The organism is Haloglycomyces albus DSM 45210, from assembly GCF_000527155.1.
In the GTDB taxonomy this organism is placed as follows: domain Bacteria; phylum Actinomycetota; class Actinomycetes; order Mycobacteriales; family Micromonosporaceae; genus Haloglycomyces; species Haloglycomyces albus.
In genome coordinates this window covers 3,004,002-3,025,252 of the sequence record NZ_AZUQ01000001.1, presented here as the reverse complement: position 1 = coordinate 3,025,252, position 21,251 = coordinate 3,004,002, and the positions used below count along the sequence as shown (strand labels likewise).

The following is a 21,251-nucleotide window of genomic DNA, read 5'->3' as shown; positions in this document are numbered from 1 at the left end:
GCTATTCGTCCAGCTGCCCCTCGTATTCGACACCGATCCATTGCTCGTAGATCTCGCCGTACTCGCCCGATTCCAACGCCTCCGCGATCATCTCGTTCGCATCGTCGAGCAGTTCATCGTCGTCTGAGTCGACCGCGAAGCCATAGTATTCGTCCGTCGCGATTTCCTCGGCGATGGCAAAATCGTTGCCCTCGGCCACGGCTTCCCAATTGAACAGATCGGCTATCGACGCGTCGATGCTTCCGGCCGACATGGAATTGGCGACCGTACCCATGTCGTCGTACTTGACCACCTCGAATCCGTATTCCTCCGCGACGGACTCGGCATACGCCTCCCCCGTCGAAGCGGACTGCACTCCGACCTTTTTTCCATCCAAATCGTCCAGAGATGCGATGTCGGATCCGTCCTCAACCGCCAGAGCTTGGTCGGCCCGGAAATACGGGTCCGACATACCCAGGTTTTCTTCACGCTCATCATTGATGGTGATTCCGGCTGCGGCGATATCGCAGCGACCGGCGTTGAACGCAGCACCCGATTCAATGGCGGCGAAATCGAGTTCCACCCACGCGAGATCCTTGTCCAGGCGATCAGCCAGCAACTGCATCATATCGGCGTCAAAGCCGACGATCTCGTTTCCCTCGCGCATTTCAAACGGCTCAAAAGGCACGTTGGTGCATACAGTGAGATCATTGCTTGAATCGTCGCCGCACGCCCCAAGGGCGGTCACAGCCAGGGCCGCAGCTGCGAACGTAGCGGCCGCACGTGGAAAAGTCATCCTCAATCTCCTAATAACTATTCTATAGATGTTTTAATTATGCATTTTGCTGAGGCATCATCGCAAATTCTGGTCTATAGTGTGGCCCGCATCGCGGACAAATGTGGACGATTCGGATGGATGAACGGTGCCACCGTGAGGTCACTACCTCGATGTCGATATATATTGTATTACTTTGCCAGACAGTGTCACACCCCAATGAGACAATGAGGGCCATGTTGATGCTTATTGACGCAGCCGGTCTCTGGTACCGCTCGTACTACGCGCTACCCGGTTCCATCACCGCACCTGACGGGCGCCGTTCCGGAGCGGTCCGTGGTTTTCTCGACGGCTTGGCCACCCTCGTACGTGATTACTCGCCGGACCGCCTGATCTGCTGCCTGGAAGGCAATTGGCGGCCACAATGGCGTGTCGAGCTTATCGATACCTACAAGACCGCTCGAGTGGGAAGCGACGGCGGCGAAGACACTCCGGACGGACTCGACGACCAGGTTCAAGCCATCACCGATATTCTGCGCAGCTGGGGAATCGCCACCGCCGAACATCCCGATTACGAGGCCGACGATGTCATCGCCACCCTGCGCCATAACACCGATGACGAGGTCGTGGTCGTCACCGGCGACCGCGACCTCTTTCAACTGGTGGACGACACCGCGCGGTCCAGTGTTGTGTACTTGTTGCGAGGTATCAGCAAAGCGCGCCGGTACCGGGCCGAAGACGTGGAAGAAAAATTCGGTGTCTCCCCAGCGGAATATGTGGAGTTCGCCATCCTGCGAGGTGACGCTTCGGACGGCCTCCCCGGAGTGACGGGAATCGGTGACAAAGGTGCGGCCACGATCGTCAATCGGCATCCCAGTCTCGATTCCGTCGTGGCTGCCGCGGAGCAAGGCGAGCTCAAGGGTCGGCAGAACAGCGCCGTCCTCGAATCCTCCGACTACCTGCGACGCGCCGAACAGGTGACCCGGTGCGTCAGCGATGTCGCCCTGCCAGAGGTAGCCGGAACAATTCCCCGGCGACCGACCGATTCCAGGCAGCTGGCCGCTCTCACCGAGGAATGGGGAATTCAACTATCAGTTGACCGTCTCGCCGCTGCCTTCGGTGGCGGTGGAACCTGACATGGCCTTGATATTCCCTCACCCTGCCACCGCATGCCTCGTCGCCCCTGGTCACGATTCGTCGGGCGACTCGGCGTTCGGCGTACTGGGGACGATGAACACCCCCGGCTCGGCATTATGGAATGCGGTGCGGGCGATCAGTCGTAGCAGCATCCGGAAGTGGTCGGCTCGTGTCAGTGGATCCAGCTCGACGTCACTATCCGATCGGGACGCCATGCCGAAGCATTCCAGCAAATCCTGATAGGCCGCCTCCGTATCGTCGCCCCATCCCTCTGCGACTCGGAGGTTACGCCCCAGAAGCCAGTTGGCGGTCAAATGAATGATCGATTGATCGCTCAGGTAATCCCTGGCCAATGCCACAGCATGACGACTACGGTCAAGATGCACGTGGTTGGCGTGACTGCCGTCGGGATCGTTGTAGGCGTGTAGTACCACTCCGAAATGGCAGCGAAAAACGGCCACGGCCGCGAGGTACCTGAGTCGTAGATGGGACGCGACGCTCGGGCGCCAGTGCGCGTTGAAATCCACGTATTGGCTACCCCAACTGATCCGGGACAGATCCACCGCCAGTCCAAACCGATGCCAGCCCGGTTTACAGACTTTGACGCCAACGTCACCCAGCCATGTCAGGGGATAGGAACGGCCCGAGGGGTGAAAGCGACGTCCCAAATCGTCCAAGTCGCGTGCTACACGGCCCAGTTGCCGCCAGGCGTTCGGATGAAATCGTTCGGCATGGCGCTCACCATGGACCCCGATAAGCCCGTTCCAGTCGATCCGGTGGCACAGTTGCCAGTTGCTTCTTTCGACATAATTGTGACTGACATGTTCCGATTCGCATTCTCCAGAGCCCCAGGGGTCGTTGAACGTCTGATGTGCCATGAGAGACCTCACGCTTCCTGGACGCTGAGGTGATCGTGACTCACCGTCAGATATCGCCGGGGCCAGCCGTTTACCGGCAAGAGCCGAATGGCCGGATCGGTCGACTCCACCATCGATACTCCACCGTCGATACTTGGCAGTACGAGTTCGTCCCCTATCGATCGCCGTTCAGGGTGTGAATATGTGCGCTGCGTCGTCGTACGGCCAAGGCGGCCAAGATGCACAGTGCTACCCCCGTCCGCCGTGGGGACAACGATCGCATGATTTCCGTTCGCATCCGCGGCGGACGACACGTGGCGCATTTCGGCGGGATCCTTGTGAATCACTCTTCTTCGCCACGACCGACCTGCGTCGGTGGTGGCGAGTTGGTAGACCCTCGTCACCGTTTGCGTGTCGCCCTGCAGACAGCCGGCCACAACAACTCCGGCACGACCGCGTCCATTATGATGAGCCGCCACTACATAGCTCTGACGCAAGGGAAAGGACCCCAGGGAAATCGTCGACGGCGGTTGCCCTGGACGCCAACGCACCAGCACGGGAATACTTTGCCACTGTCGATACCGTCTCGATTCCCCTGCGTCGGGATCGGCCTCCCCCGCCAGCCGTTGCCAATGGGCGGGAAGGGTTTCGGGCGCATCAATCGACCGATGCCATTCACCTTTGTTCCAGCTGAATCCGGCGATCCAGAGCTCGGAATCGGACCCCGATACATCGGTGACAATGACGTTGTCGTTGAAATCGACAACGGTTTCGTCCCGTATTTCGATTCGGCCGAGGGAACGGCGTGCGGTATGCACGCGCACGGTTCCAACGGAAGTCTGGCTGAGTAGGTAGATCACGTTACCGGCGGCCGTGACCGCCCGAACGGTAGACGGAGGTACCGCCGCCGGCACCGGCGATACACTGTAGACCAGGCTGGAGGAGGCCGTCAGCGCCGCGAACGCGGAAGACAACACTCCTCGCCGCGTGACGGTAGTGGTCCACATTGTTCCTCCTACGCTGCGTTAACATGATTGGTACACATCGTAGAAGTTACAAGGCGAATATTGCGCGCAAACGAGATTATTCATCCTCAATGCGGAAATAATCCCAAATTGCGCGACAAAGCCTCAATGTCGCGATATACGGTCCTGTCACTGCCGGAGCGAGGGTCAGTACCGACCCCACCTCCTACAGGTCGGCGACCACACCTCGTTTCATCGCGTCCACCGCATCGAAGGCCGATTTCGCCAGTTTCTGTGCACTGTCGGTTTCGATCGTCCGTGCGGCTTCACCAACCTGGTGCAGGAGGTCGAGAGTACGACGCGTCCACCGCACGAAATCTCCACCGGGCATGGCCTTCGGCCCTTCGAACGACCGCAACGCGTCGGCCAGATCCTCCCCGGAGGCCCAGCGGTACATCGGCCACGCGATCCCACGTTGCGGCCGCGAGGTCAACTCCAATCCCCGAGCGCGCTCCAGGCGGCTGATGGTGTCGTACCGTCGCAGCGTCGCCGCTAGAGGCTCTTCGATGATCCCGGGTGCTGCGACGTAGAAGTCCTCCTCCTCAAACCGGGATTCGTACATCACCGTGGAGGCGAGCGCCGCCAGCGCCGGAGGTTCCAGGCCTTCCCAGACCCCGTCGTGCAGGCACTGTGCGACGAGGAGGTCGGCTTCGTTGAAGAGGTTGCGTAGCAGACGGCCCCTATCGGTGACCGTGACGTCTCCCTCGCCGGTCACGTTCAGGTAGTCCAGTTCCATCAGTACGGAGCGGACGTTGGTGAACTGGCGTGCCAGAGAGTTTTCCCGCTTCTGCGCTTTGCGCTGCAGGTTTTGTCGCTCGGAGCGCAGTTTCCACCACCGACTCGCGTGATAGGAGTGCTGTCCCGTATCGGGGCAGTTGTGGCACGGGTGTCGTTTGATCTCTTTGCGCAGTCCATCGATCTTCGGGTCGTGGCTTTTGCCTGCCCGTCGTGTGGGGCGCGGTTTGTCGCTCGTTTCTTCCCGTAGAGCCGCGGCCAATTCGTTTCGATCGTCTACGTTAGAACGTCGGAATCCTTTTCTCACCCGCATTCGACCGTTAACCAGGACATCGGTCAACCGTTTCAGGGCGTAGGCGGTGGCTCGCCCGTCGGTGGTCAGGAAGATGGCCTCGGCTCCGCGATTGCGGCGTGGGCGGGTGTGTTCCAAATACACCGCCCATCCCGAGCGGCGGCCCGCGCCGAGCCATACGATGTCGCCGCGTTTCAATCCGGACATATCGGCTTTCATCGCGTCACGCAATTGGCCTTTGCGTTTCTTCTGAGCGGCCCGTTCGAGGCGTGACAGTTCCTTCGTCAATTCGAAATAGGACAGGAAGTCGCCCTTTTCGCACTCCGCTCCGGCGGCCTCCTGATCGACTTTGCGTCCCAGTGCACGTGCCTTTTCCGCGATATGAACGGCGTGAGCATCGGATTGATATTGCGCGAACGAGGACGCCAGCACGGCGTCGGCGCGCTTCAGTCCTGCCGTGGCGATGAGGTTGACCGCCATGTTGTAGGAGGGAGCGAAGGAGGAATCGAGTGGGTAGGTTCTCTTCGTCGCCAGGCCCGCGACCTGTTTGGGTGCGATGTCGGGGCTCCACAGCGTGACCGCGTGGCCTTCGACGTCGATGCCGCGACGTCCGGCACGACCGGTCAATTGGGTGTATTGTCCAGGCGTCAACATCACGTGGTCGGTGCCGTCGTATTTGATCAGACGTTCCAGGACTACTGTCCGGGCCGGCATGTTGATCCCCAGTGCCAGGGTTTCGGTCGCGAAGACGACTTTGACCTCGCCGCGTTCGAAGAGGGCTTCCACCACCTCTTTGAAGACCGGAAGCAGTCCGGCGTGGTGTGCGGCGAAGCCGGCCGCCAAGCCGTCGACCCAGCGTTTGAAACCCACCGCATGCAGATCGCCGGGTTCGATATGAGCCGTGGCGGCGGTGGCGTAATCACGTATCGCCTGGGCTTCGGACGGCGTTGTCAGTTGAATCCCCGACCGTACGCATTCCTCCACCGCGGCATCGCACCCCACGCGGGAGAAAATGAAGTATATCGCCGGCAACAGGTCCGACCGGTCCAGGCGTTCGACCACGCGCGCACGATCGACGTGTCGACGGCGCCGGTGCTGGCGCCATTCCCGCTCCTGTTGTCGGGCGATCTTCTTGGTGAGGCCCGGGTTGAGGCGATTGGCCTGCGAATCGTCGAAGAGATCGAGGAGTGTGTTGCCGACCAGCATGTGTTGTGACAGTGGAACCGGGCGGGTCTCCGAGACGACGGTCTTGGTGACCGGCCGCACCGAATCCAACCACGCGCCGAATTCCTCGGCGTTGGACACGGTCGCCGACAGGCTGACGACCGTCACCGAGGGAGGGAGTTCGATCATGATTTCTTCCCATACCGCTCCACGAAAGCGGTCGGCCAGGTAGTGAACCTCGTCCATGACCACGTATCCGAGGTTGTTGAGGGTATACGAACCCGCGTAGATCATGTTGCGCAGGACTTCGGTGGTCATGACAACGATCGGGGCTTCCCCGTTGATCACGGTGTCACCGGTCAGGAGGCCGACCTGGTCCTCACCGTGTTCGTCGCATAGATCGTTGAACTTCTGATTGGACAATGCTTTGATGGGGGTGGTGTAGAAGCACTTACGTCCTTCCGCCAGGGCCAGATAAACGGCGAACTCCCCTACGATCGTCTTACCGGCTCCTGTGGGGGCACATACCAGGACGCCGTGTCCACTTTCCATCGTGCGGCAGGCATCGACCTGAAACTCGTCGAGCGGAAAGGAGACACCGGCGCTGAAACGCTCCGTCCGGGGAAAACGGCGATTGTTCGCGCTGTCACGATAACGTTCGGCGGGACTTCGTTCATCTGAGGCCATATCTCAAGAGTAAAGCATGATTATGACATTGTGATAACAGCGTGATGGTGCGGTTACCCGCTTGTGACCGCTACTACAGGAGACGGTAGCGTATTGGTGTGCATAGGGATTGGCCACATTTTCGCAAACAGATGGACGGAATGGCTTTCGACGCCGTCCTTTTCGACTTCCAGGGCACGTTGGCGACCTTGGAGCCGCTGACACGTGCCGTATCACTCGCCGCCGAAGCATGCGGGGAGAATATGAGCTCACTGAAGGCCATGGTGATCGCCGATGCCATAGGAGCGCAAGGCTGGGTCGGATCCGGATCCGCTCCGCGCGTCCGCCCCGATTTCGCGGCCGCCTGGGCCGAAAGGGACCTCGACCCCGATTGCCACCGCTTGGCGTATTCGCACTTGGCTCAACAGGCACACGGGGTCAGCGCACCGTTGGCCGAGGCACTGTACGAACGCCTCGCTTCGCCGGAGGGCTGGGTGGCGTTCGCCGATGCCGCTTCCACTCTGATGACTCTCAAAGCACAGGGTTTCCCCATCGCCCTGGTCTCGAACGTCGGATTCGATCTGCGCCCGATCGCAGAGTACCTGGGACTCGACCGTTTCATTGACGAGTGGATACTGTCGTACGAAATCGGGCACTGCAAACCCGACGAGAAGATCTTCTACGCCGCCTGTCATCAACTGGGAGTCGATCCCAAACGCGTACTCATGGTCGGTGACGCCATGGCCGATGCCGGAGCGACCCGGGTCGGTGCTCGCACGTACTTGGTCTCCGAGGCCGACCCCGGTGGAATCGTCGGACTCGGATCCGTGCTGAAGCTCGTTCGTTCAGAAAGCTGATCGCCGCCGACCGGTATTCGCCGGCGGCGATCACTCGACTAAGTAATGTCGTCGAAATCAATCGGACGTCCGAGACGATTGCGTCGAACGTTCGATCCGTCCTCGGACTCGTCCGACTGTTCGTTCAGATCGGATTCCGGGGTCGATTCCTGACTGGGGGCCACCGGATCGGCCGTACCGATGTCACTGGCTTCATCATCGTCCCACTGCTCGTCACGCGCCGCCCGTCGTCTGTCGTTGATAAACGCCACACCACAGGCCATGAGATACAGAATCAACATGCATATCGCGAGCGCGGTCATACCGAACGGATCGGGCGTGGGGGTGAAAACCGCGGTGAACAAAAAGCTCATGAACACCACGATGCGCCACCAGCCCAGCATGCGTTTGGCCGATATAACACCGATGACGTTCAGCATCAACATGATCAATGGGAATTCGAAACCCAGGCCGAACACCAGCATGACCGCGACGTAGAAGCCAATATACTTCTGCAGGTCAATGGTGATGTCAAAGGCACCGTTCAAAATCATGATGAATTGCAGACCGTGCTTCACCACGAAGTAGGCCAGAACCACACCACCAAGGAACAGTGGGGTGGCTATGGCGATGAAGGCATAGGCGTACTTACGTTCATTCCGGTGCAAGCCGGGGGCGAGGAACGCCCAGAGCTGATACAACCACACCGGGGCGGTCGCGATCAGGCCCAGATACAGTGAGATCTTCAGCCAGATCGTGATGTGGTCGATCGGAGAGCCCAGGTTGAATTGACACAGCGAGGCCTCGTCATCACTCAAATCAGATTTAACCTCGCAATAGGGCTGCGAGAGAAAGGTGATGACGTCCTGGGCGAAGTACATCCCGACTGCGGTGCCGACCAATATGGCCAATACCGCACCCAGCAGACGACGACGAAAGTCTTGAATATGCTCCATGAGGGTCATATCGCCTGTGGCGGCCCTTTGGAACGTTGTTTTCCGCCCTCCCTTACGAGGCCAGAGTTTCACCATGGGTGGCGTGCCTCGTTCTAGTAAGTCTTTTTCCGGTCGGGTTGCTCGCTCTTATCTTGGACGTGTTCGCCCTCGACCGTGCCCGACAGCGGCTCCCGACTGTGTTTGGGCTCAGCCGAATCATCGGCTTCCGAGTCAGGATTGTGAGACTCGGACTTCATCTGCTCGGTTTCCGACTTCAGAATCCGCATGGAGCGACCTAGACCGCGGGCCATGCCCGGAAGCTTCTTCGAACCGAACAACAGAAGTAGCACCACGACCAGCACGATAATGTGCCACGGCTTGAGAGCTCCCATACTGCGTTCCCCTTCAAATGACTTACGTCTGTTGATCTTGGTGGTTACTACTTAAGTGTAGCCGCCCGCAGGACACCACCGCCAAAGCAATCGGCTTGGCTTCTGCAAGGATGCCTGGTGTAACGGAATACGTCAACGTTCCACGGTCATATATTAAGAATCTTTATCACTTTGTGGCTCACGAGACCGTGCGCGAAATGTTCTGCGCCCGCTGCGCCACGTCCTGCGCTTCGGTCGCGAGCGACTCACCGCGTGCGGCCACCGCCTCTCCGCGCTGTTTCAGTTCGTCCACGCTCGTCACGTGGCGTTGCATGCGGTCCATACGAATCGTGAGGTCCTTGCGCTTGGACAGCACCGCCAGGGCTTTCATCCCGACAGCCAATAGGCCGAGAAAGACCAAACCACCTGAAATCACCCAAATCATAGCGCCATTCTATCCTCCGTCAATATTGCTCGAGCGCTGCCCGAGCTTGGGAGACGATCGTGTTACGCAGTGACTCCGGTGAGAGCACTGTCACATGACCGGCGTAGCTGGAGATCAGCCGCACCGCCCAGGCTTCGTCGTATACACGTAGGGCGATATGGCGACGTCCGTCAAGCATCCCCAGGTCCCGACAGTAGAAGTCCTCGGCCAGACTCATGGCATCGCCATCGAGAAGCAGCTCGACTTCCGACAGGTCTTCCCAGAACGGTGCCCATTCCTGCCGGGACCTGCGGTGTTCGCCGATTCGCTCGTCAAGAATCGTCATCGCGTCGATCCGGTCGAGCCGAAAATGCCGTATCGCGTCAGCGGAGCGGCACCATGCCTGTAGATAGGCATGACCGTCGACCATGTCCATCGATATCGGTTCGACGACACGTTCACTGGTGGTGTCTCGGCTGGCGGTGTAATAGGTGATGCGGGCGGCGCGCCCGGAGGCCACCAGTTCGCGGCCCGCCTCGACGTTGTCCTCGATGACCGGATCGCGGAAATCCGCGTGGGCTCGTACCCCTCCCGCGGCCGTGGCAATCTTGTGCGACGCCGATTCGATGGACTCCACATCCTCGACCCCGGGGGTGGACGCTAGCGCCTGCAGAGCCACCGTAAGAGCCAATGCTTCGCGTTGCGAGAGACGAACGGGCCGCGACAGCCCGGCGTCAAAGCGTACGCGGGCCTGGTCGGCGTCAATGACGATATCGACGAGGTCCCCGGGGCTATAGCCGGGAAGACCGCACAGGAACAGCAACATCAGATCGGACCGGAGTTGCTCGACGCTGATGGAGAAATCGTGCGCGGCCTGCCGCAGGTCGACCCCGTCGGGGCGGGCCGACAAGTACGGCAGGAGGTTGAACAGACGCGCCAATCGGTCGGTCGAACGAGTCATACGATCTCCTCTCCCGCGATTCGCTGCAGGCAGTATACGGTTGCTTTCACCAAATCCTGTGGTTCCCGCACTGTCACGTCGGGCCCGAACGACGCCAGCATGGCCGCGGTCGTCTCCGTATCACTGAACTCGAAGGCCAGCACGTCGCCTTCGGCGGTGCGCGGCCCCACCTTTATCGCCAATCGACGCAATGCCCAGGCCGTTTGAGGGCGTACTACGACCTCGGCGAGACGGGTCGGTGCGGCCGGTTCCGCCGCTTGGGCGATAAACGACAGTACGTCGACGTCAGCCGGTGGTTCGAAGGACGACTCATTTCCCACGGCCCTCACCTCGCCGACGATACGACTGAGTTTGAAACAGCGGCGAGCGCGCCGGTCGAGATCCCAGCCGGCCACGTACCAGCGGCCCTTCCATGCGGCACTGCCCCAAGGCTGCAGGCGTCGGCGGGCCGCTTCGGCGTTGCCGCGCGAGTGGTAGTCAAAGATGACTTGGCGATGATCGGTAGCGGCTTCCAAGAGAGTGACCAGGTTGGTGTCGTCGGACAGTCGAGGTTGCACCCTGCCGTGGGTGCCGTTGAGTCCGACGTGTATACCGGCGGCCTTGAGTTTGCGGAGGGCCCCGTGACCGGTTTCGCGCAGCTGGGGCTGCTGCCAGAGATTGATGGCCGTGGCAACGGCGGCCGCTTCAGGAGCGGTGAACTCCAGTTCAGGCAGTTCGAACTCGTCGCGGGCCAGTCGATAACCGGGCTCGGATTCATCCTGATAAGGATCGGTACCAGTCTGAACGGGGAATCCCAGACGACGTAGTTCGGCCTTATCACGTTCGAATTTGCGTTGAAACGCTTCCCGTTGTTTGCGATCGTCGGGATTGTGTTCGTAGCCCGGCACGGTTCGGGATATCGTTGAGGCGGTTTGGAACCGCCTAGTCGACAGCAGGCAGAATACCAGGTTAATGAGTCGTTCAGTACGATCGTTCGCCACTGATATAGAGTAACCGTTGGTCGCCTCGGCCGCTTGGGGTGGGCTGTTCCCGGAGTGCAACGTTCGCGGTGCTAGCGTGAATGCCGTGATCAGATGGCGATATGGAACAGTGACGGGAATTCGAGGTGCCTGGAACGGTTGCACGGAGTTGGAGGTAACCGTAGAGGCACGCCAGGGTGAGGACTCCTATCAGGCCAAAGGGCTGGCCTACAACGATATGGTCGGTATTCCTCAGGTCGGCGACCGATTGTTGTTGAACTGCAATGCCTTGTCCAAAGGGTTGGGGACGGGCGGCTATGCCTTGGTGGTCGCCATTCCGGATCGATTGCCCGACGACGTCGACCGGCCCGGTCATATCGTCAAAGCACGCTATACGCCTCTGCAGTCGATGCGCTTGGGGGTCGACGAGGACGACTCCCCCTGGCGTGAAGCGGTGGAAGCGACGCGTGACCTGGCCGGAATGCCGGTGATCACCGCCGACCTGCATTCAGCACTGGCGCCGATACTGGCCGGAATCCACTTCAGCCGCCCCACCGCGAAGGTGGCGTATATCATGACCGACGGCGGTTCGCTACCTGCCTGGTTTTCGAAGGCTCTCGACCAGTTGTCCGACTATCTGTGTGGAACCATCACCGCCGGGCAGTGCTTTGGCGGGCAATGGGAGGCTACGAACGTGCACAATGGTCTCATCGCCGCCAAAGCCGTGGCGGATGCGGACATCGCCATAGTGGCGCAGGGACCGGGCAATCTGGGTACCGGTACGATCTGGGGCTTCTCAGGTACGGAGACCGGTGAAGCGGTCAATGCCGCCTCGGTACTACACGGCCGCCCGGTGGCCTCCTTGCGTATCTCGGAAGGCGACGCTCGCGAACGGCATTGGGGAATCAGCCACCATTCTATGACCTCGTACGGCAAAGTCGCCCTAGCAGGGGCTACCGTTCCCGTTCCGCGTGATATCCCGGCGGAATTGCAGTCAAAGGTGCGCGATCAGTTGGCACAGTTGCCAGACCGCCACCGACAGGTCGAAGTTTCGTGTGACGGTCTGGAGGAGGAGTTGAAACGGCTTCCCGTCCGCCTATCCACAATGGGTAGAGGCATGGATTCCGACCGGATCTACTTCCTGGCCGCGGCGGCCGCCGGGCGGTGCGCCGCGGACATGCTGGCCGACGACTGACCCGATCCGCGCGGTACGCCTCGCGCGGATCGGTTTCCCCCGAGGCGATCACATGGAGGCAATGAGCTTGTCCACACGTTCATCACGCGAGCGGAACGGGTCCTTACACAGCACTGTGCGCTGAGCCTGGTCGTTAAGTTTCAAATGCACCCAGTCCACGGTAAAGTCACGCCGTTTCTCCTGGGCGGCGCGAATGAATTCACCACGCAATCGCGCCCGGGTCGATTCTGGTGGCTTTGCCTTCGCTTCGAATACCTGAACCTCCTGGGTGAACCGCTTAGCCTGTCCACGTTGTTCCATCAAGCTCTGCAGACCACGCCCCCGCCTAATGTCGTGATAGGCGAGGTCCAGTTGAGCGACTCGAGGCGACGACAGGTCAACATCACGTTTGGCGCAGTACCGGTCGATCAACAACCGTTTGGCGACCCAGTCGATCTCGGTTTCCACCAACGACAGATTGTCGGTCTCGACCGCTTCCAGCACTCGGCCCCAGAGGTCAAGTACCTTCTTGGTGACTTCGTCGCCCCCGCGTGCGGCCACGAATTCGGAAGCCTTGGCGAAGTATTCCTTCTGAATGTCGAGAGCGGACGCCTCCCGCCCCGAACTCAACCGGATGGGTTTACGTCCCGTGGGGTCATGGCTGATCTCGCGGATGGCACGGATGGGGTTCTCCAGGCTGAGATCGCGCATCGTCACGCCCGTCTCAATCATCCGCAACACCAAATCAGCCGTCCCCACCTTGAGCATGGTGGTCATTTCATTGATATTCGAATCCCCCACGATGACGTGCAGCCGTCGATACCGTTCCGCATCCGCATGGGGCTCGTCGCGAGTGTTGATGATGGGACGCGAACGCGTCGTCGCCGACGATACGCCCTCCCAGATATGTTCCGCACGTTGTGACAGGCAGAACTTGGCGCCTCTGGGAGTCTGCAACACCTTCCCAGCCCCGCAAATCAGTTGCCGTGTCACCAAAAACGGGATCAGCACTTCGGCCAGCCGCGCGAATTCCCCGTGTCTACTCACCAAGTAGTTCTCATGGCACCCATAGGAATTGCCAGCCGAATCGGTGTTGTTCTTAAACAGGTAGATGTCACCGGCGATACCCTCGTCGTGAAGACGCTTCTCGGCGTCAATCATCAGTCCTTCCAGGATGCGTTCCCCTGCTCGATCATGACGCACCAAGTCGGAGACCGAGTCGCACTCGGGGGTGGCGTATTCCGGATGGGAACCGACATCGAGGTAGAGACGGGCTCCATTGCGGAGAAAAACGTTGGAGGAACGTCCCCAGGAGACGACGCGCCGAAAAAGATATCGAGCGACTTCGTCGGGCGATAGGCGCCGCTGTCCACGAAACGTGCACGTCACGCCGTATTCTGTCTCAATGCCATAAATTCGCCTGTCCATGTCATGAGGCTACACCTCATGGCGACAAAAGAACAGCGTTCCGGCCTCGCACATTCCAAATGGAGGACAATCGAAAACCCCCGGCATTACCATGTTTCATCGAATGGGGTGGGATTGTCCTACACACGACAATCCCACCCAAAACCTACTCCGATTCAGACGACTCGTCCGATTCGTCCTCCTGCTCGGGCATCAACGCTTCCAGAGCCGCGCCCTGGATACGGCGGAACGTCCGCGCCGGCTTAGAGCGTTCCAGCATGGCCACTTCGAGAACATCCTTATTCAGCTCACGTTGTGTCCCGTTCTCACCGCCGGCGGCCAAGGCGCGTGTGGCCAAGGCGAAGGCCTCACGCACGGGCGCATTGATGTCGTGGTTACCTTCCAACACCTCCACCAGTTGCTCGGCCTGGCCGCCCATTGCCAAGTATCCCGGCTCATGATTGATGAATCCGTCGAACGTCAGTCGATACAGTTCATCGTCTTCAGGGCGCCGACCGACACCGGCCACACACAGCTCAACCTCAAACGGTTTCGTCTGTTCGGTGAAGATCGCTCCCAGGGTTTGCGCGTAAGCCTTCGCCAACGACACGGCGGTGACGTCACGCCGATCGTAGGAGTACCCACGAAGATCCGCCATACGGACACCGGCGGTACGCAGGTTTTCGAACTCAATGTACTTTCCCACCGCCGCGAATCCGATCCGGTCGTAGAGTTCATAGAGCTTGTACAGTGCCGTAGAGACGTTCTCGGCCACCATCAACACCCCGTCCGCACAGGACAGGGCGATCACATTACGGCCCCGCGAAATGTTCTTGCGCGCGTATTCGGACCGATCGCGCATGATCTGTTCGGGACTGGTGTAAAACTGCATCGCCATAGTTGTTTCTCCTTTTCAATGAATGCTTCCAACCTCGACACACCGTGCTCACCGAACGCGCGTATCCATCACGCGTTCCGGCTTCAGGCTGCAATGATGAGCCCGAACATCGCCATTCTCAGTCGTGACACGCACGGCCCTCGTTGCACAGCCCCTCGCCGCTAGGAAACACTCATCTAAGCCTCATCACTGGTACGACGGGAAACAATGTCGGCGGCGATCGCGGCCACTTCGTCCTCGTCTACACGATCCGTGCCGTCCGCGGTCGCGGACATGACCACCGGGTACAACTTCCGTATCGGATCGGGCCCGCCTGTGGCCGAATCATCGTCGGCGGCGTCGTAGAGCGCCTCCACCGCAATCTTGACCGCCTCCTCGCGTTCCATTCCACGCCGGAAGGTCTTTTTCAACGACGATTTGGCGAATACGGAACCGGAACCGATGGAATCGAAGTCCCGTTCTTGATACACTCCACCGACTACGTCAAAGGAGAAGATCTTCCCGCTCGTATCGGGGTCCTCGGCATCCAGGTCAAACCCGGCAAACAGCGGCACGACCGCCAATCCCTGCAATGCGATTCCCAAGTTCGAACGCAACATGGTGGCCAAGCGGTTGGCCTTGCCCTCTAGAGTGAGCGGTCGACCTTCGATCTTCTCGTAGTGTTCCAGTTCGGTCTGGTAGAGACGCACCATCTCCAAGCCGATGCCCGCGGTACCGGCGATTCCGATCAGAGAGTGGAAATCAGCCGGAAAGACCTTTTCAATGTCGCGGCTGGAGATATAGTTCCCCATCGTGGCACGACGATCTCCCGCCATGACCACTCCTCCGCGGCATCGCATGGAAACGATCGTGGTCGCGTGCGCGGAAAAGTCGGAATGATTCCCATCGGGAAGTGACATTTTGCCGGGCACCAACTCCGGGGCGGTTTGAGAAATAAAATCGGTAAACGAGGATGTCGCCGCATTCATAAAATGCGCCGGAATCCTATCTGGAAAAGCATGGTCGGTCACATTGCCCCCTCAGCTGAAAGGTAGTGAAATCGTTGAAATCTCTGTGCACTCGAGTAGCCGTCGCCGTGACGCACGATAGCCGTTCAATCCGCTCCGGCGACCCGATGGTCACCCTATTACCCGCTGCGTTCGCGGTCCTCGTGGGGTGCAAGGTAGTGTGCTCGGAAAGGCAATCCGAAACGAAGTGGTTTCATAACGTGCCCATATTAATTCCCTCGTCCGCACCATATCCAGTGGACGATAATGTCGGACGGCAACAGTGGACACATTCATCATGGCGGTTGAGCATGACCTTTCGTTTCATGCGTTCAGGCCACGCCCTTCCACCTCTTATTGACCACCCTTTTGGACGAATGATCGAACGAATTCCTCAGAGTTCGTTTCCAAGACATCGTCGATCTCGTCCAGGAGGTCGTCCACTTCCTCATTCAATTCTTCTTGCCGTTCCGTGGCATCGGATTCAGCGGTGGCTTCCGTTGTTTCCTCAGTCTCCTCAGAACGGGAACGCTGCGAGTGCGATTGCCCGCCAGATTCTTTGGCTGCCATGGTGGCCCCCTTCTTTCCTTACGCCCAACAACCCGAAGATTCAACCGTGCCGAATGAGGCGTATCTTAACTCCCGTAACGAAACCTGCGGCATATCGTTAAAACGTTGTACCATACTCCCCCTATTCCTTGCCAGTGATGATGTCGAGCAGTTCCTCCGCCGATTCGCAGCGCTCAAACAGCTCCTGCACGTGCTCGGCCGTTCCTCGGGTCGGTTCTGACATCGGGATGCGGACCAAAGAATCACGCCCGACGTCAAAAATCACCGAATCCCAGGAAGCGGCCACCACCTGGGCGGGGAATTTCTCCAAACACCGCCCTCGGAAGAAGGCCCGCGTATCGGCAGGGGGTTCCGCCATTGCGTGCTGGATATCGGCATCACTGGCCAGGCGTTTCATCGCCCCCCGAGCGACCAAACGGTGATAAAGCCCCTTGTCCCGGCGTACGTCGTGGTACTGCAGGTCGATAGCCTGAAGCTTAGCGGCATTCCAATCGAGGTTCTCCCGACTCCGATACCGGTTCAAAAGCTTGAGTTTGGCCGGCCAGTCCAGTATGTCGGCACATTCGAAGGGGTCGTTCTCCAACTTCGCCAGCACTTCACCCCACAGACGCAGGACTTCGGCGGTCTGTTCGTCGGGAGAGTCGCCGCAGAACGCCACGGCTTCCGAATGGAAACGCTGCTGTAGTTCTACGGCGGTCACCTGCGAACCGTTGCGCAGTTCGATCTTGTGCTTCAAGCTGGGGTCATGGCTGACGGCGCGTAGTTCGGCCACCGGTTCGGCGACCGCCAAGGATCCGTCGAGCACACCGGCCTCGATCATCGCCAGAATCAACGACGTCGTTCCCAGTTTCAAGAAGATGGCCGTCTCCGACATATTCGCGTCGCCGATGATGACGTGCAAACGCCGATAACGATCGGCATCGGCATGTGGCTCATCCCGGGTATTGATAATCGGACGCTTCAACGTCGTCTCGAGGCCGACCTCGACCTCAAAGAAATCCGAACGTTGCGTGATTTGAAAGCCCGGTTCGGACGCGTCCTGCCCGATACCGACACGACCCGCACCCGCGAAAACCTGTCTGGTGACCAGAAACGGGGTCAGATGGGCGACAATGTCGCTAAACGGCACCGAACGATCCATCAGAAAGTTCTCATGGCAGCCGTACGACGCGCCTTTATTGTCAGTGTTGTTCTTATAGAGAGTAATGGGACTGACCCCTGGAGTCGAGGCCGCTCGTTCGGCCGCGGCCGCCAGGGTCTCCTCCCCTGCCTTGTCATAGAGCAGCGCGTCCCAGGGGTTGGTGACTTCGGGGGTGGAGTACTCAGGGTGGGCATGGTCGACGTAAAACCGAGCTCCGTTGGTCAAGATGACATTGGCCAAACCGGTATCGTCGTCGGCCAAATTCTCGGCCGGATCGTGCAGCGCTCCGTTGTAGGTAAAGCCGCGCGCGTCCCGGAGTGGGGTCTCCTCTTCATAATCCCAGCGCGCTCGTGAACCTCGTGCCAATTCCGGATGTGACGCATAAGCATTGACAATCTGGGATGACGTCATCATTGGATTCGCGCCCGGTTGGCCGGGCACACTGATCCCGTACTCGACCTCGGTACCCATTATCCGTCGCACAGACATATTACAACCAATCTAATTGTCAATACTCAATCAACGCAGGGCCGATCGACACTACACCGAGGTTGGATAGTCGTCAGTGGACCGGTGGTCCGGCAACCGGCCGGACCACCTCTGCCCTACAGGTATTGACCAGTGTTACTCACGGTGTCGATGCTACGGCCCGAATCGGAATCCTTACCCGATACCAGGGTACGGATGTAGACGATCCGCTCACCCTTCTTACCCGAAATCCTTGCCCAATCATCCGGGTTGGTGGTGTTCGGTAGATCCTCGTTCTCCCTGAATTCATCCACTGTGGCTTGAATGAGATGCTGTAGCCGCACCCCTTTCGCCTCATTGGTCAGGAAGTCCTTAATGGCCATTTTCTTGGCCCGTGCGACGATGTTTTCAATCATGGCACCGGAGTTGAAGTCCTTGAAGTAAAGGACTTCTTTGTCGCCGTCGGCGTAGGTCACCTCGAGGAAACGGTTTTCCTCCTCATCGGAGTACATTCTCTCGACTACGGCTTGAATCATCGACTGCACGGTCGATTCACGATCCTTGTCGTGTTCGGCCAGATCGTCGACATGCAAGGGCAGTTCGGAGGTGATGTACTTGGAGAAGATGTCCCGGGCCGATTCGGCGTCGGGACGCTCGATCTTGATCTTGACGTCAAGACGCCCGGGCCGCAAAATCGCCGGGTCGATCATGTCCTCACGGTTGGACGCCCCAATGACGATCACATTTTCCAACCCTTCCACACCATCGATCTCACTCAACAGTTGTGGAACGATCGTGTTCTCCACATCCGACGACACTCCGGAACCTCGGGTGCGGAAAATGGAGTCCATTTCATCGAAGAATACGATGACCGGCATACCTTCCGATGCCTTTTCCCGAGCACGTTGGAATACCAGGCGAATATGACGCTCGGTCTCACCAACGTACTTGTTGAGCAGCTCGGGGCCCTTGATGTTGAGAAAGTAACTCTTCGCCGAACCCGCACCGGTCGTGTCGACGACCTTCTTCGCCAATGAATTGGCCACCGCCTTGGCGATCAGAGTCTTACCACACCCGGGAGGCCCGTACAGCAGAACGCCTTTCGGAGGACGAAGCTGGTGCTCGGTGAACAATTCCGCGTGCAAGAACGGCAATTCCACCGCGTCGCGAATCAGTTCGATCTGCCCGCCGAGGCCACCGATATCGTAGTAGTCGACATCCGGTACCTCTTCCAGAACCAGCTGCTCGACTTCACTCTTCTGAATACGTTCGTACGCATAGCCCGCTCGCGGTTCCATCATGACCGCGTCACCGGCGCGCAACGGCTGATTCATCAACGCGTCGGAAAGCAGAACCACCTGCTCTTCATCCGCGTGAGTGGTGACCAAAGCGCGATCGGCCACGCCACTCTCCGGATCGGGCAACAGCTCCTTAATGGACGCCACGTCACCCGTGCGCTCATAATCAAGTACCTCAACAACATTCATAGCGTCGTTGAGAAGCACTTCCTGACCGCGCTCGATTTTATCGACATCGATCGACGGTGCCAGGGTTACCCGAAACTTCCTCCCCGACGTGAAGATGTCGGCCAGGCCGTCCTCGACGGCGCGAAGGAAAACCCCGTATCCCGATGGAGGTTGCGCCAATCGATCGATCTCTTCCTTCAAGTTCACGATCTGATCGCGCGCTTCCTTCAACGTGGCGACCAAACGATCATTCTGCTCAGTCAAACGATCCACCTGAGCCTGGGCGGAGCTAAGTCGTTCCTCCAGCAGCTGGACGTGTCTGGGTGATTCTCTCAGTTGCGTACGTGCGGCGGCTAGTTCTTCCTGTAGCTCTTCGACCTGCTGAGACAGGTCTTCGTCGCTCAGTGTCCGGCCGTGTTCCTGTCGTTGGTCATCATTATTGCGTGCCACGGGTCACACCTCCCACGTGAGGGTACTTGCTTCCACCCTAACGGATCGAAGAACTAAATAGTAGTCTGTCGCACTGACATTGGCTAGATACTTTTCAGCAATTATTCTAGAGACTATGCCTAATGACGCTGAAGAGTTGGAAGTTCTCATCGATCAAGACGCCTGCACGGGCGATGGATTGTGCGTTCAATACGCCACTGAGGTGTTTGAATTCGACATTGACGGGCTAGCCTACGTCAAAGGTTCCGACGGGGAACTGCAAACGGCTCCAGGGCAAACGGTGCCGGTACCACATCGCCTCAAACTAGATGTCATAAATGCGGCGCACGACTGTCCGGGGGAATGCATATACGTGCGCCATCACTCCGATGGGGAGCAAGTCGCCGGACCCGAATAAAGGAATTGTCGGGATTCTCCCTGTGCAATGAATAAAGAACTTAACAACTCAATGAATGGCCGTCGAATGCTCACAATGGTTCGACGGCCACCGGTAAAACGACGGCAAAACCAATGCCGTCACCTGTACGAATTGGTCGGGATTTCGAATTTTGGCTCCGCTATTCCGCCTGCCGTGCCTTACGTTCCCGCAGTGCCTGCTGCCCCTTGGAAGGTTTAAACTTTCGTCTGGGTGCCTGAGTTCCCGGGGCCAGTTTCCGAGCGGTCACCAGGAATGCGGTATGCGCGATCATGCGATGATCAGGGCGAACGGCCAAACCTTCCAGGTGCCATCCGCGTACCATCGATTCCCAGGCTTCGGGCTCGGTAAAGGTTTTACGCTCGCGTATCGCCTCCACAAAATCCGACATCTGGGTCGTAGTGGCCACATATCCGATCAGAACACCACCAGGACGCAGGATGGACTCCGCCTTCTCGAGGACCTCCCACGGCGACAGCATGTCCAACACGACCCGGTCTACATCGCTCACTTCGGCCTCGGCGACGTCGCCCACGGCCAGAGTCCAATTCTCGGGCTTGCGACCGTGCCACCCCACAACGTTCTCCTCCGCGATACGGGCAAAGTCGTCCCGCATCTCCCAGGAGTACACATGCCCCTCCGGACCGACGGACCGCAGTAGCCAATTCGTCAACGCACCCGATCCGGCCCCGGCCTCCACAACTCGAGTTCCGGGGGCGATATCGCCATGGATCAAGATCTGCGAGATGTCCTTTGGGTAAATAACCTGCGCCCCACGCCGCATCGAAAGCCCGTAGTCGGGCAACAAAGGCTTGAGGGCCAGATAGGCGGTACCTCCGGACGACGTCACCGCGGTTCCGTCGGGCTGACCGATCAATTTGTCATGATCAATACTTCCTCGGTGAGTGTGGAATTGTCCGCCCTCTTTCAAGGTGATCGTTGACTTACGCCCCTTCGCGTCAGTCAATTGGACACGGTCGCCTTCGCGCAGCATAAGCTACCTTTCTGGTGTGGGAATAAGCATCGGCTCGAGCCGGGGAGCCACAGGCTGGACAATAGATCATACGCCAGAATCCGCCCGGCACATAGAAGCCGCCGGTAACATCCGTAAACAATTCAGGCTACAGTGCGACCTCTGCCGTTAACAGCCGAGCCCTTCC

General features: G+C 59.0%; 20 protein-coding genes. 4 read left to right on the top strand and 16 right to left on the bottom strand.

From position 1 onward, the window contains the following. Position 1: 1 nt before the first annotated feature. Positions 2–775 carry a transporter substrate-binding domain-containing protein gene (locus HALAL_RS0113970; protein WP_025274591.1) on the bottom strand — a complete coding sequence of 258 codons (774 nt, stop codon included), beginning with the start codon at positions 773–775 and terminating at the stop codon, positions 2–4. Between the two features lie 215 nt (positions 776–990). Between HALAL_RS0113970 and HALAL_RS0113965 the strand changes: the two genes are divergently transcribed. Beyond that, complete coding sequence (locus HALAL_RS0113965; protein ID WP_051462988.1) at positions 991–1,890, top strand: 5'-3' exonuclease; 900 nt, start codon at positions 991–993, stop codon at positions 1,888–1,890. 51 nt (positions 1,891–1,941) lie between these two features. On the opposite strand, the gene HALAL_RS0113960 is transcribed toward HALAL_RS0113965, so the two are convergent. The 3 genes from HALAL_RS0113960 to HALAL_RS0113950 all read right to left on the bottom strand — a co-directional run bounded on the left by HALAL_RS0113960 (position 1,942) and on the right by HALAL_RS0113950 (position 6,651). Continuing rightward, entirely contained in the window at positions 1,942–2,769 is an 828-nt protein-coding gene (locus HALAL_RS0113960; protein WP_025274589.1) for a hypothetical protein, read from the bottom strand. 8 nt (positions 2,770–2,777) lie between these two features. Next, a complete protein-coding gene (locus tag HALAL_RS0113955) occupies positions 2,778–3,755 on the bottom strand; it encodes a hypothetical protein (RefSeq protein WP_025274588.1) in 978 nt (325 codons plus the stop codon). A 184-nt stretch (positions 3,756–3,939) separates the two neighbouring features. Continuing rightward, complete coding sequence (locus tag HALAL_RS0113950; protein WP_025274587.1) at positions 3,940–6,651, bottom strand: DEAD/DEAH box helicase; 2,712 nt, start codon at positions 6,649–6,651, stop codon at positions 3,940–3,942. 98 nt (positions 6,652–6,749) lie between these two features. Between HALAL_RS0113950 and HALAL_RS0113945 the strand changes: the two genes are divergently transcribed. Beyond that, positions 6,750–7,487, top strand: coding sequence for an HAD family hydrolase (locus tag HALAL_RS0113945; RefSeq protein ID WP_156937751.1), 738 nt, complete (start codon positions 6,750–6,752; stop codon positions 7,485–7,487). 38 nt (positions 7,488–7,525) lie between these two features. Here HALAL_RS0113945 and tatC read toward each other — a convergent pair whose 3' ends face one another. The 5 genes from tatC to HALAL_RS0113920 all read right to left on the bottom strand — a co-directional run bounded on the left by tatC (position 7,526) and on the right by HALAL_RS0113920 (position 11,137). After that, complete coding sequence (gene tatC, locus HALAL_RS0113940; protein WP_245598123.1) at positions 7,526–8,422, bottom strand: twin-arginine translocase subunit TatC; 897 nt, start codon at positions 8,420–8,422, stop codon at positions 7,526–7,528. Positions 8,423–8,514: 92 nt separating this feature from the next. Further along, the gene (gene tatA, locus HALAL_RS0113935; protein WP_025274584.1) at positions 8,515–8,793 is read right to left on the bottom strand and encodes a Sec-independent protein translocase subunit TatA; all 279 of its coding nucleotides are present in this window, start codon (positions 8,791–8,793) and stop codon (positions 8,515–8,517) included. A 178-nt stretch (positions 8,794–8,971) separates the two neighbouring features. Next, positions 8,972–9,217, bottom strand: coding sequence for a hypothetical protein (locus tag HALAL_RS0113930; RefSeq protein WP_025274583.1), 246 nt, complete (start codon positions 9,215–9,217; stop codon positions 8,972–8,974). A 19-nt stretch (positions 9,218–9,236) separates the two neighbouring features. Next, complete coding sequence (locus HALAL_RS0113925; protein WP_025274582.1) at positions 9,237–10,157, bottom strand: helix-turn-helix transcriptional regulator; 921 nt, start codon at positions 10,155–10,157, stop codon at positions 9,237–9,239. Next, a complete protein-coding gene (locus HALAL_RS0113920) occupies positions 10,154–11,137 on the bottom strand; it encodes a helix-turn-helix transcriptional regulator (RefSeq protein ID WP_025274581.1) in 984 nt (327 codons plus the stop codon). The genes HALAL_RS0113925 and HALAL_RS0113920 overlap by 4 nt, the downstream gene beginning before the upstream one ends. 85 nt (positions 11,138–11,222) lie before the next feature. Here HALAL_RS0113920 and HALAL_RS0113915 point away from each other — a divergent pair, with 85 nt between their 5' ends. Then, the gene (locus HALAL_RS0113915; RefSeq protein ID WP_025274580.1) at positions 11,223–12,311 is read left to right on the top strand and encodes a DUF3866 family protein; all 1,089 of its coding nucleotides are present in this window, start codon (positions 11,223–11,225) and stop codon (positions 12,309–12,311) included. A 48-nt stretch (positions 12,312–12,359) separates the two neighbouring features. On the opposite strand, the gene pafA is transcribed toward HALAL_RS0113915, so the two are convergent. The 6 genes from pafA to arc form a co-directional block, all read right to left on the bottom strand. Continuing rightward, positions 12,360–13,718: a Pup--protein ligase gene (gene pafA, locus HALAL_RS0113910; RefSeq protein WP_025274579.1), complete on the bottom strand. Its 1,359-nt coding sequence runs from the start codon at positions 13,716–13,718 to the stop codon at positions 12,360–12,362. Positions 13,719–13,863: 145 nt separating this feature from the next. After that, positions 13,864–14,595, bottom strand: a complete 732-nt coding sequence (gene prcA, locus HALAL_RS0113905; protein WP_025274578.1) for a proteasome subunit alpha — start codon at positions 14,593–14,595, stop codon at positions 13,864–13,866. A gap of 176 nt (positions 14,596–14,771) precedes the next feature. After that, complete coding sequence (gene prcB / locus HALAL_RS0113900) at positions 14,772–15,563, bottom strand: proteasome subunit beta (RefSeq protein WP_051462983.1); 792 nt, start codon at positions 15,561–15,563, stop codon at positions 14,772–14,774. Between the two features lie 372 nt (positions 15,564–15,935). Then, the gene (locus HALAL_RS0113895) at positions 15,936–16,151 is read right to left on the bottom strand and encodes a ubiquitin-like protein Pup (protein WP_025274576.1); all 216 of its coding nucleotides are present in this window, start codon (positions 16,149–16,151) and stop codon (positions 15,936–15,938) included. A gap of 121 nt (positions 16,152–16,272) precedes the next feature. Next, positions 16,273–17,781 (bottom strand): depupylase/deamidase Dop, encoded by a 1,509-nt coding sequence (gene dop / locus HALAL_RS0113890; RefSeq protein ID WP_035534587.1) that lies wholly within the window; start codon positions 17,779–17,781, stop codon positions 16,273–16,275. A 116-nt stretch (positions 17,782–17,897) separates the two neighbouring features. Beyond that, positions 17,898–19,676 carry a proteasome ATPase gene (arc, locus tag HALAL_RS0113885; protein ID WP_025274574.1) on the bottom strand — a complete coding sequence of 593 codons (1,779 nt, stop codon included), beginning with the start codon at positions 19,674–19,676 and terminating at the stop codon, positions 17,898–17,900. Positions 19,677–19,791: 115 nt separating this feature from the next. Here arc and HALAL_RS0113880 point away from each other — a divergent pair, with 115 nt between their 5' ends. Beyond that, positions 19,792–20,073, top strand: a complete 282-nt coding sequence (locus tag HALAL_RS0113880; protein ID WP_025274573.1) for a ferredoxin — start codon at positions 19,792–19,794, stop codon at positions 20,071–20,073. Between the two features lie 160 nt (positions 20,074–20,233). Here HALAL_RS0113880 and HALAL_RS0113875 read toward each other — a convergent pair whose 3' ends face one another. Then, the gene (locus tag HALAL_RS0113875) at positions 20,234–21,085 is read right to left on the bottom strand and encodes a tRNA (adenine-N1)-methyltransferase (protein WP_025274572.1); all 852 of its coding nucleotides are present in this window, start codon (positions 21,083–21,085) and stop codon (positions 20,234–20,236) included. Positions 21,086–21,251 lie beyond the last annotated feature (166 nt).

What these genes read in the sequence shown, in the direction of transcription:
- HALAL_RS0113960 (WP_025274589.1), bottom strand. Translation starts at nt 2,769, where the DNA reads ATGGCACATCAGACGTTCAACGACCCCTGGGGCTCTGGAGAATGCGAA.
- HALAL_RS0113895 (WP_025274576.1), bottom strand. Translation starts at nt 16,151, where the DNA reads ATGGCAGCCAAAGAATCTGGCGGGCAATCGCACTCGCAGCGTTCCCGT.
- HALAL_RS0113930 (WP_025274583.1), bottom strand. Translation starts at nt 9,217, where the DNA reads ATGATTTGGGTGATTTCAGGTGGTTTGGTCTTTCTCGGCCTATTGGCT.
- prcA (WP_025274578.1), bottom strand. Translation starts at nt 14,595, where the DNA reads ATGGCGATGCAGTTTTACACCAGTCCCGAACAGATCATGCGCGATCGG.
- HALAL_RS0113950 (WP_025274587.1), bottom strand. Translation starts at nt 6,651, where the DNA reads ATGGCCTCAGATGAACGAAGTCCCGCCGAACGTTATCGTGACAGCGCG.
- HALAL_RS0113965 (WP_051462988.1), top strand. Translation starts at nt 991, where the DNA reads ATGTTGATGCTTATTGACGCAGCCGGTCTCTGGTACCGCTCGTACTAC.
- HALAL_RS0113925 (WP_025274582.1), bottom strand. Translation starts at nt 10,157, where the DNA reads ATGACTCGTTCGACCGACCGATTGGCGCGTCTGTTCAACCTCCTGCCG.
- pafA (WP_025274579.1), bottom strand. Translation starts at nt 13,718, where the DNA reads ATGGACAGGCGAATTTATGGCATTGAGACAGAATACGGCGTGACGTGC.
- HALAL_RS0113880 (WP_025274573.1), top strand. Translation starts at nt 19,792, where the DNA reads ATGCCTAATGACGCTGAAGAGTTGGAAGTTCTCATCGATCAAGACGCC.
- HALAL_RS0113970 (WP_025274591.1), bottom strand. Translation starts at nt 775, where the DNA reads ATGACTTTTCCACGTGCGGCCGCTACGTTCGCAGCTGCGGCCCTGGCT.
- tatA (WP_025274584.1), bottom strand. Translation starts at nt 8,793, where the DNA reads ATGGGAGCTCTCAAGCCGTGGCACATTATCGTGCTGGTCGTGGTGCTA.
- tatC (WP_245598123.1), bottom strand. Translation starts at nt 8,422, where the DNA reads ATGGAGCATATTCAAGACTTTCGTCGTCGTCTGCTGGGTGCGGTATTG.
- dop (WP_035534587.1), bottom strand. Translation starts at nt 17,781, where the DNA reads ATGTCTGTGCGACGGATAATGGGTACCGAGGTCGAGTACGGGATCAGT.
- prcB (WP_051462983.1), bottom strand. Translation starts at nt 15,563, where the DNA reads ATGAATGCGGCGACATCCTCGTTTACCGATTTTATTTCTCAAACCGCC.
- HALAL_RS0113875 (WP_025274572.1), bottom strand. Translation starts at nt 21,085, where the DNA reads ATGCTGCGCGAAGGCGACCGTGTCCAATTGACTGACGCGAAGGGGCGT.
- HALAL_RS0113955 (WP_025274588.1), bottom strand. Translation starts at nt 3,755, where the DNA reads ATGTGGACCACTACCGTCACGCGGCGAGGAGTGTTGTCTTCCGCGTTC.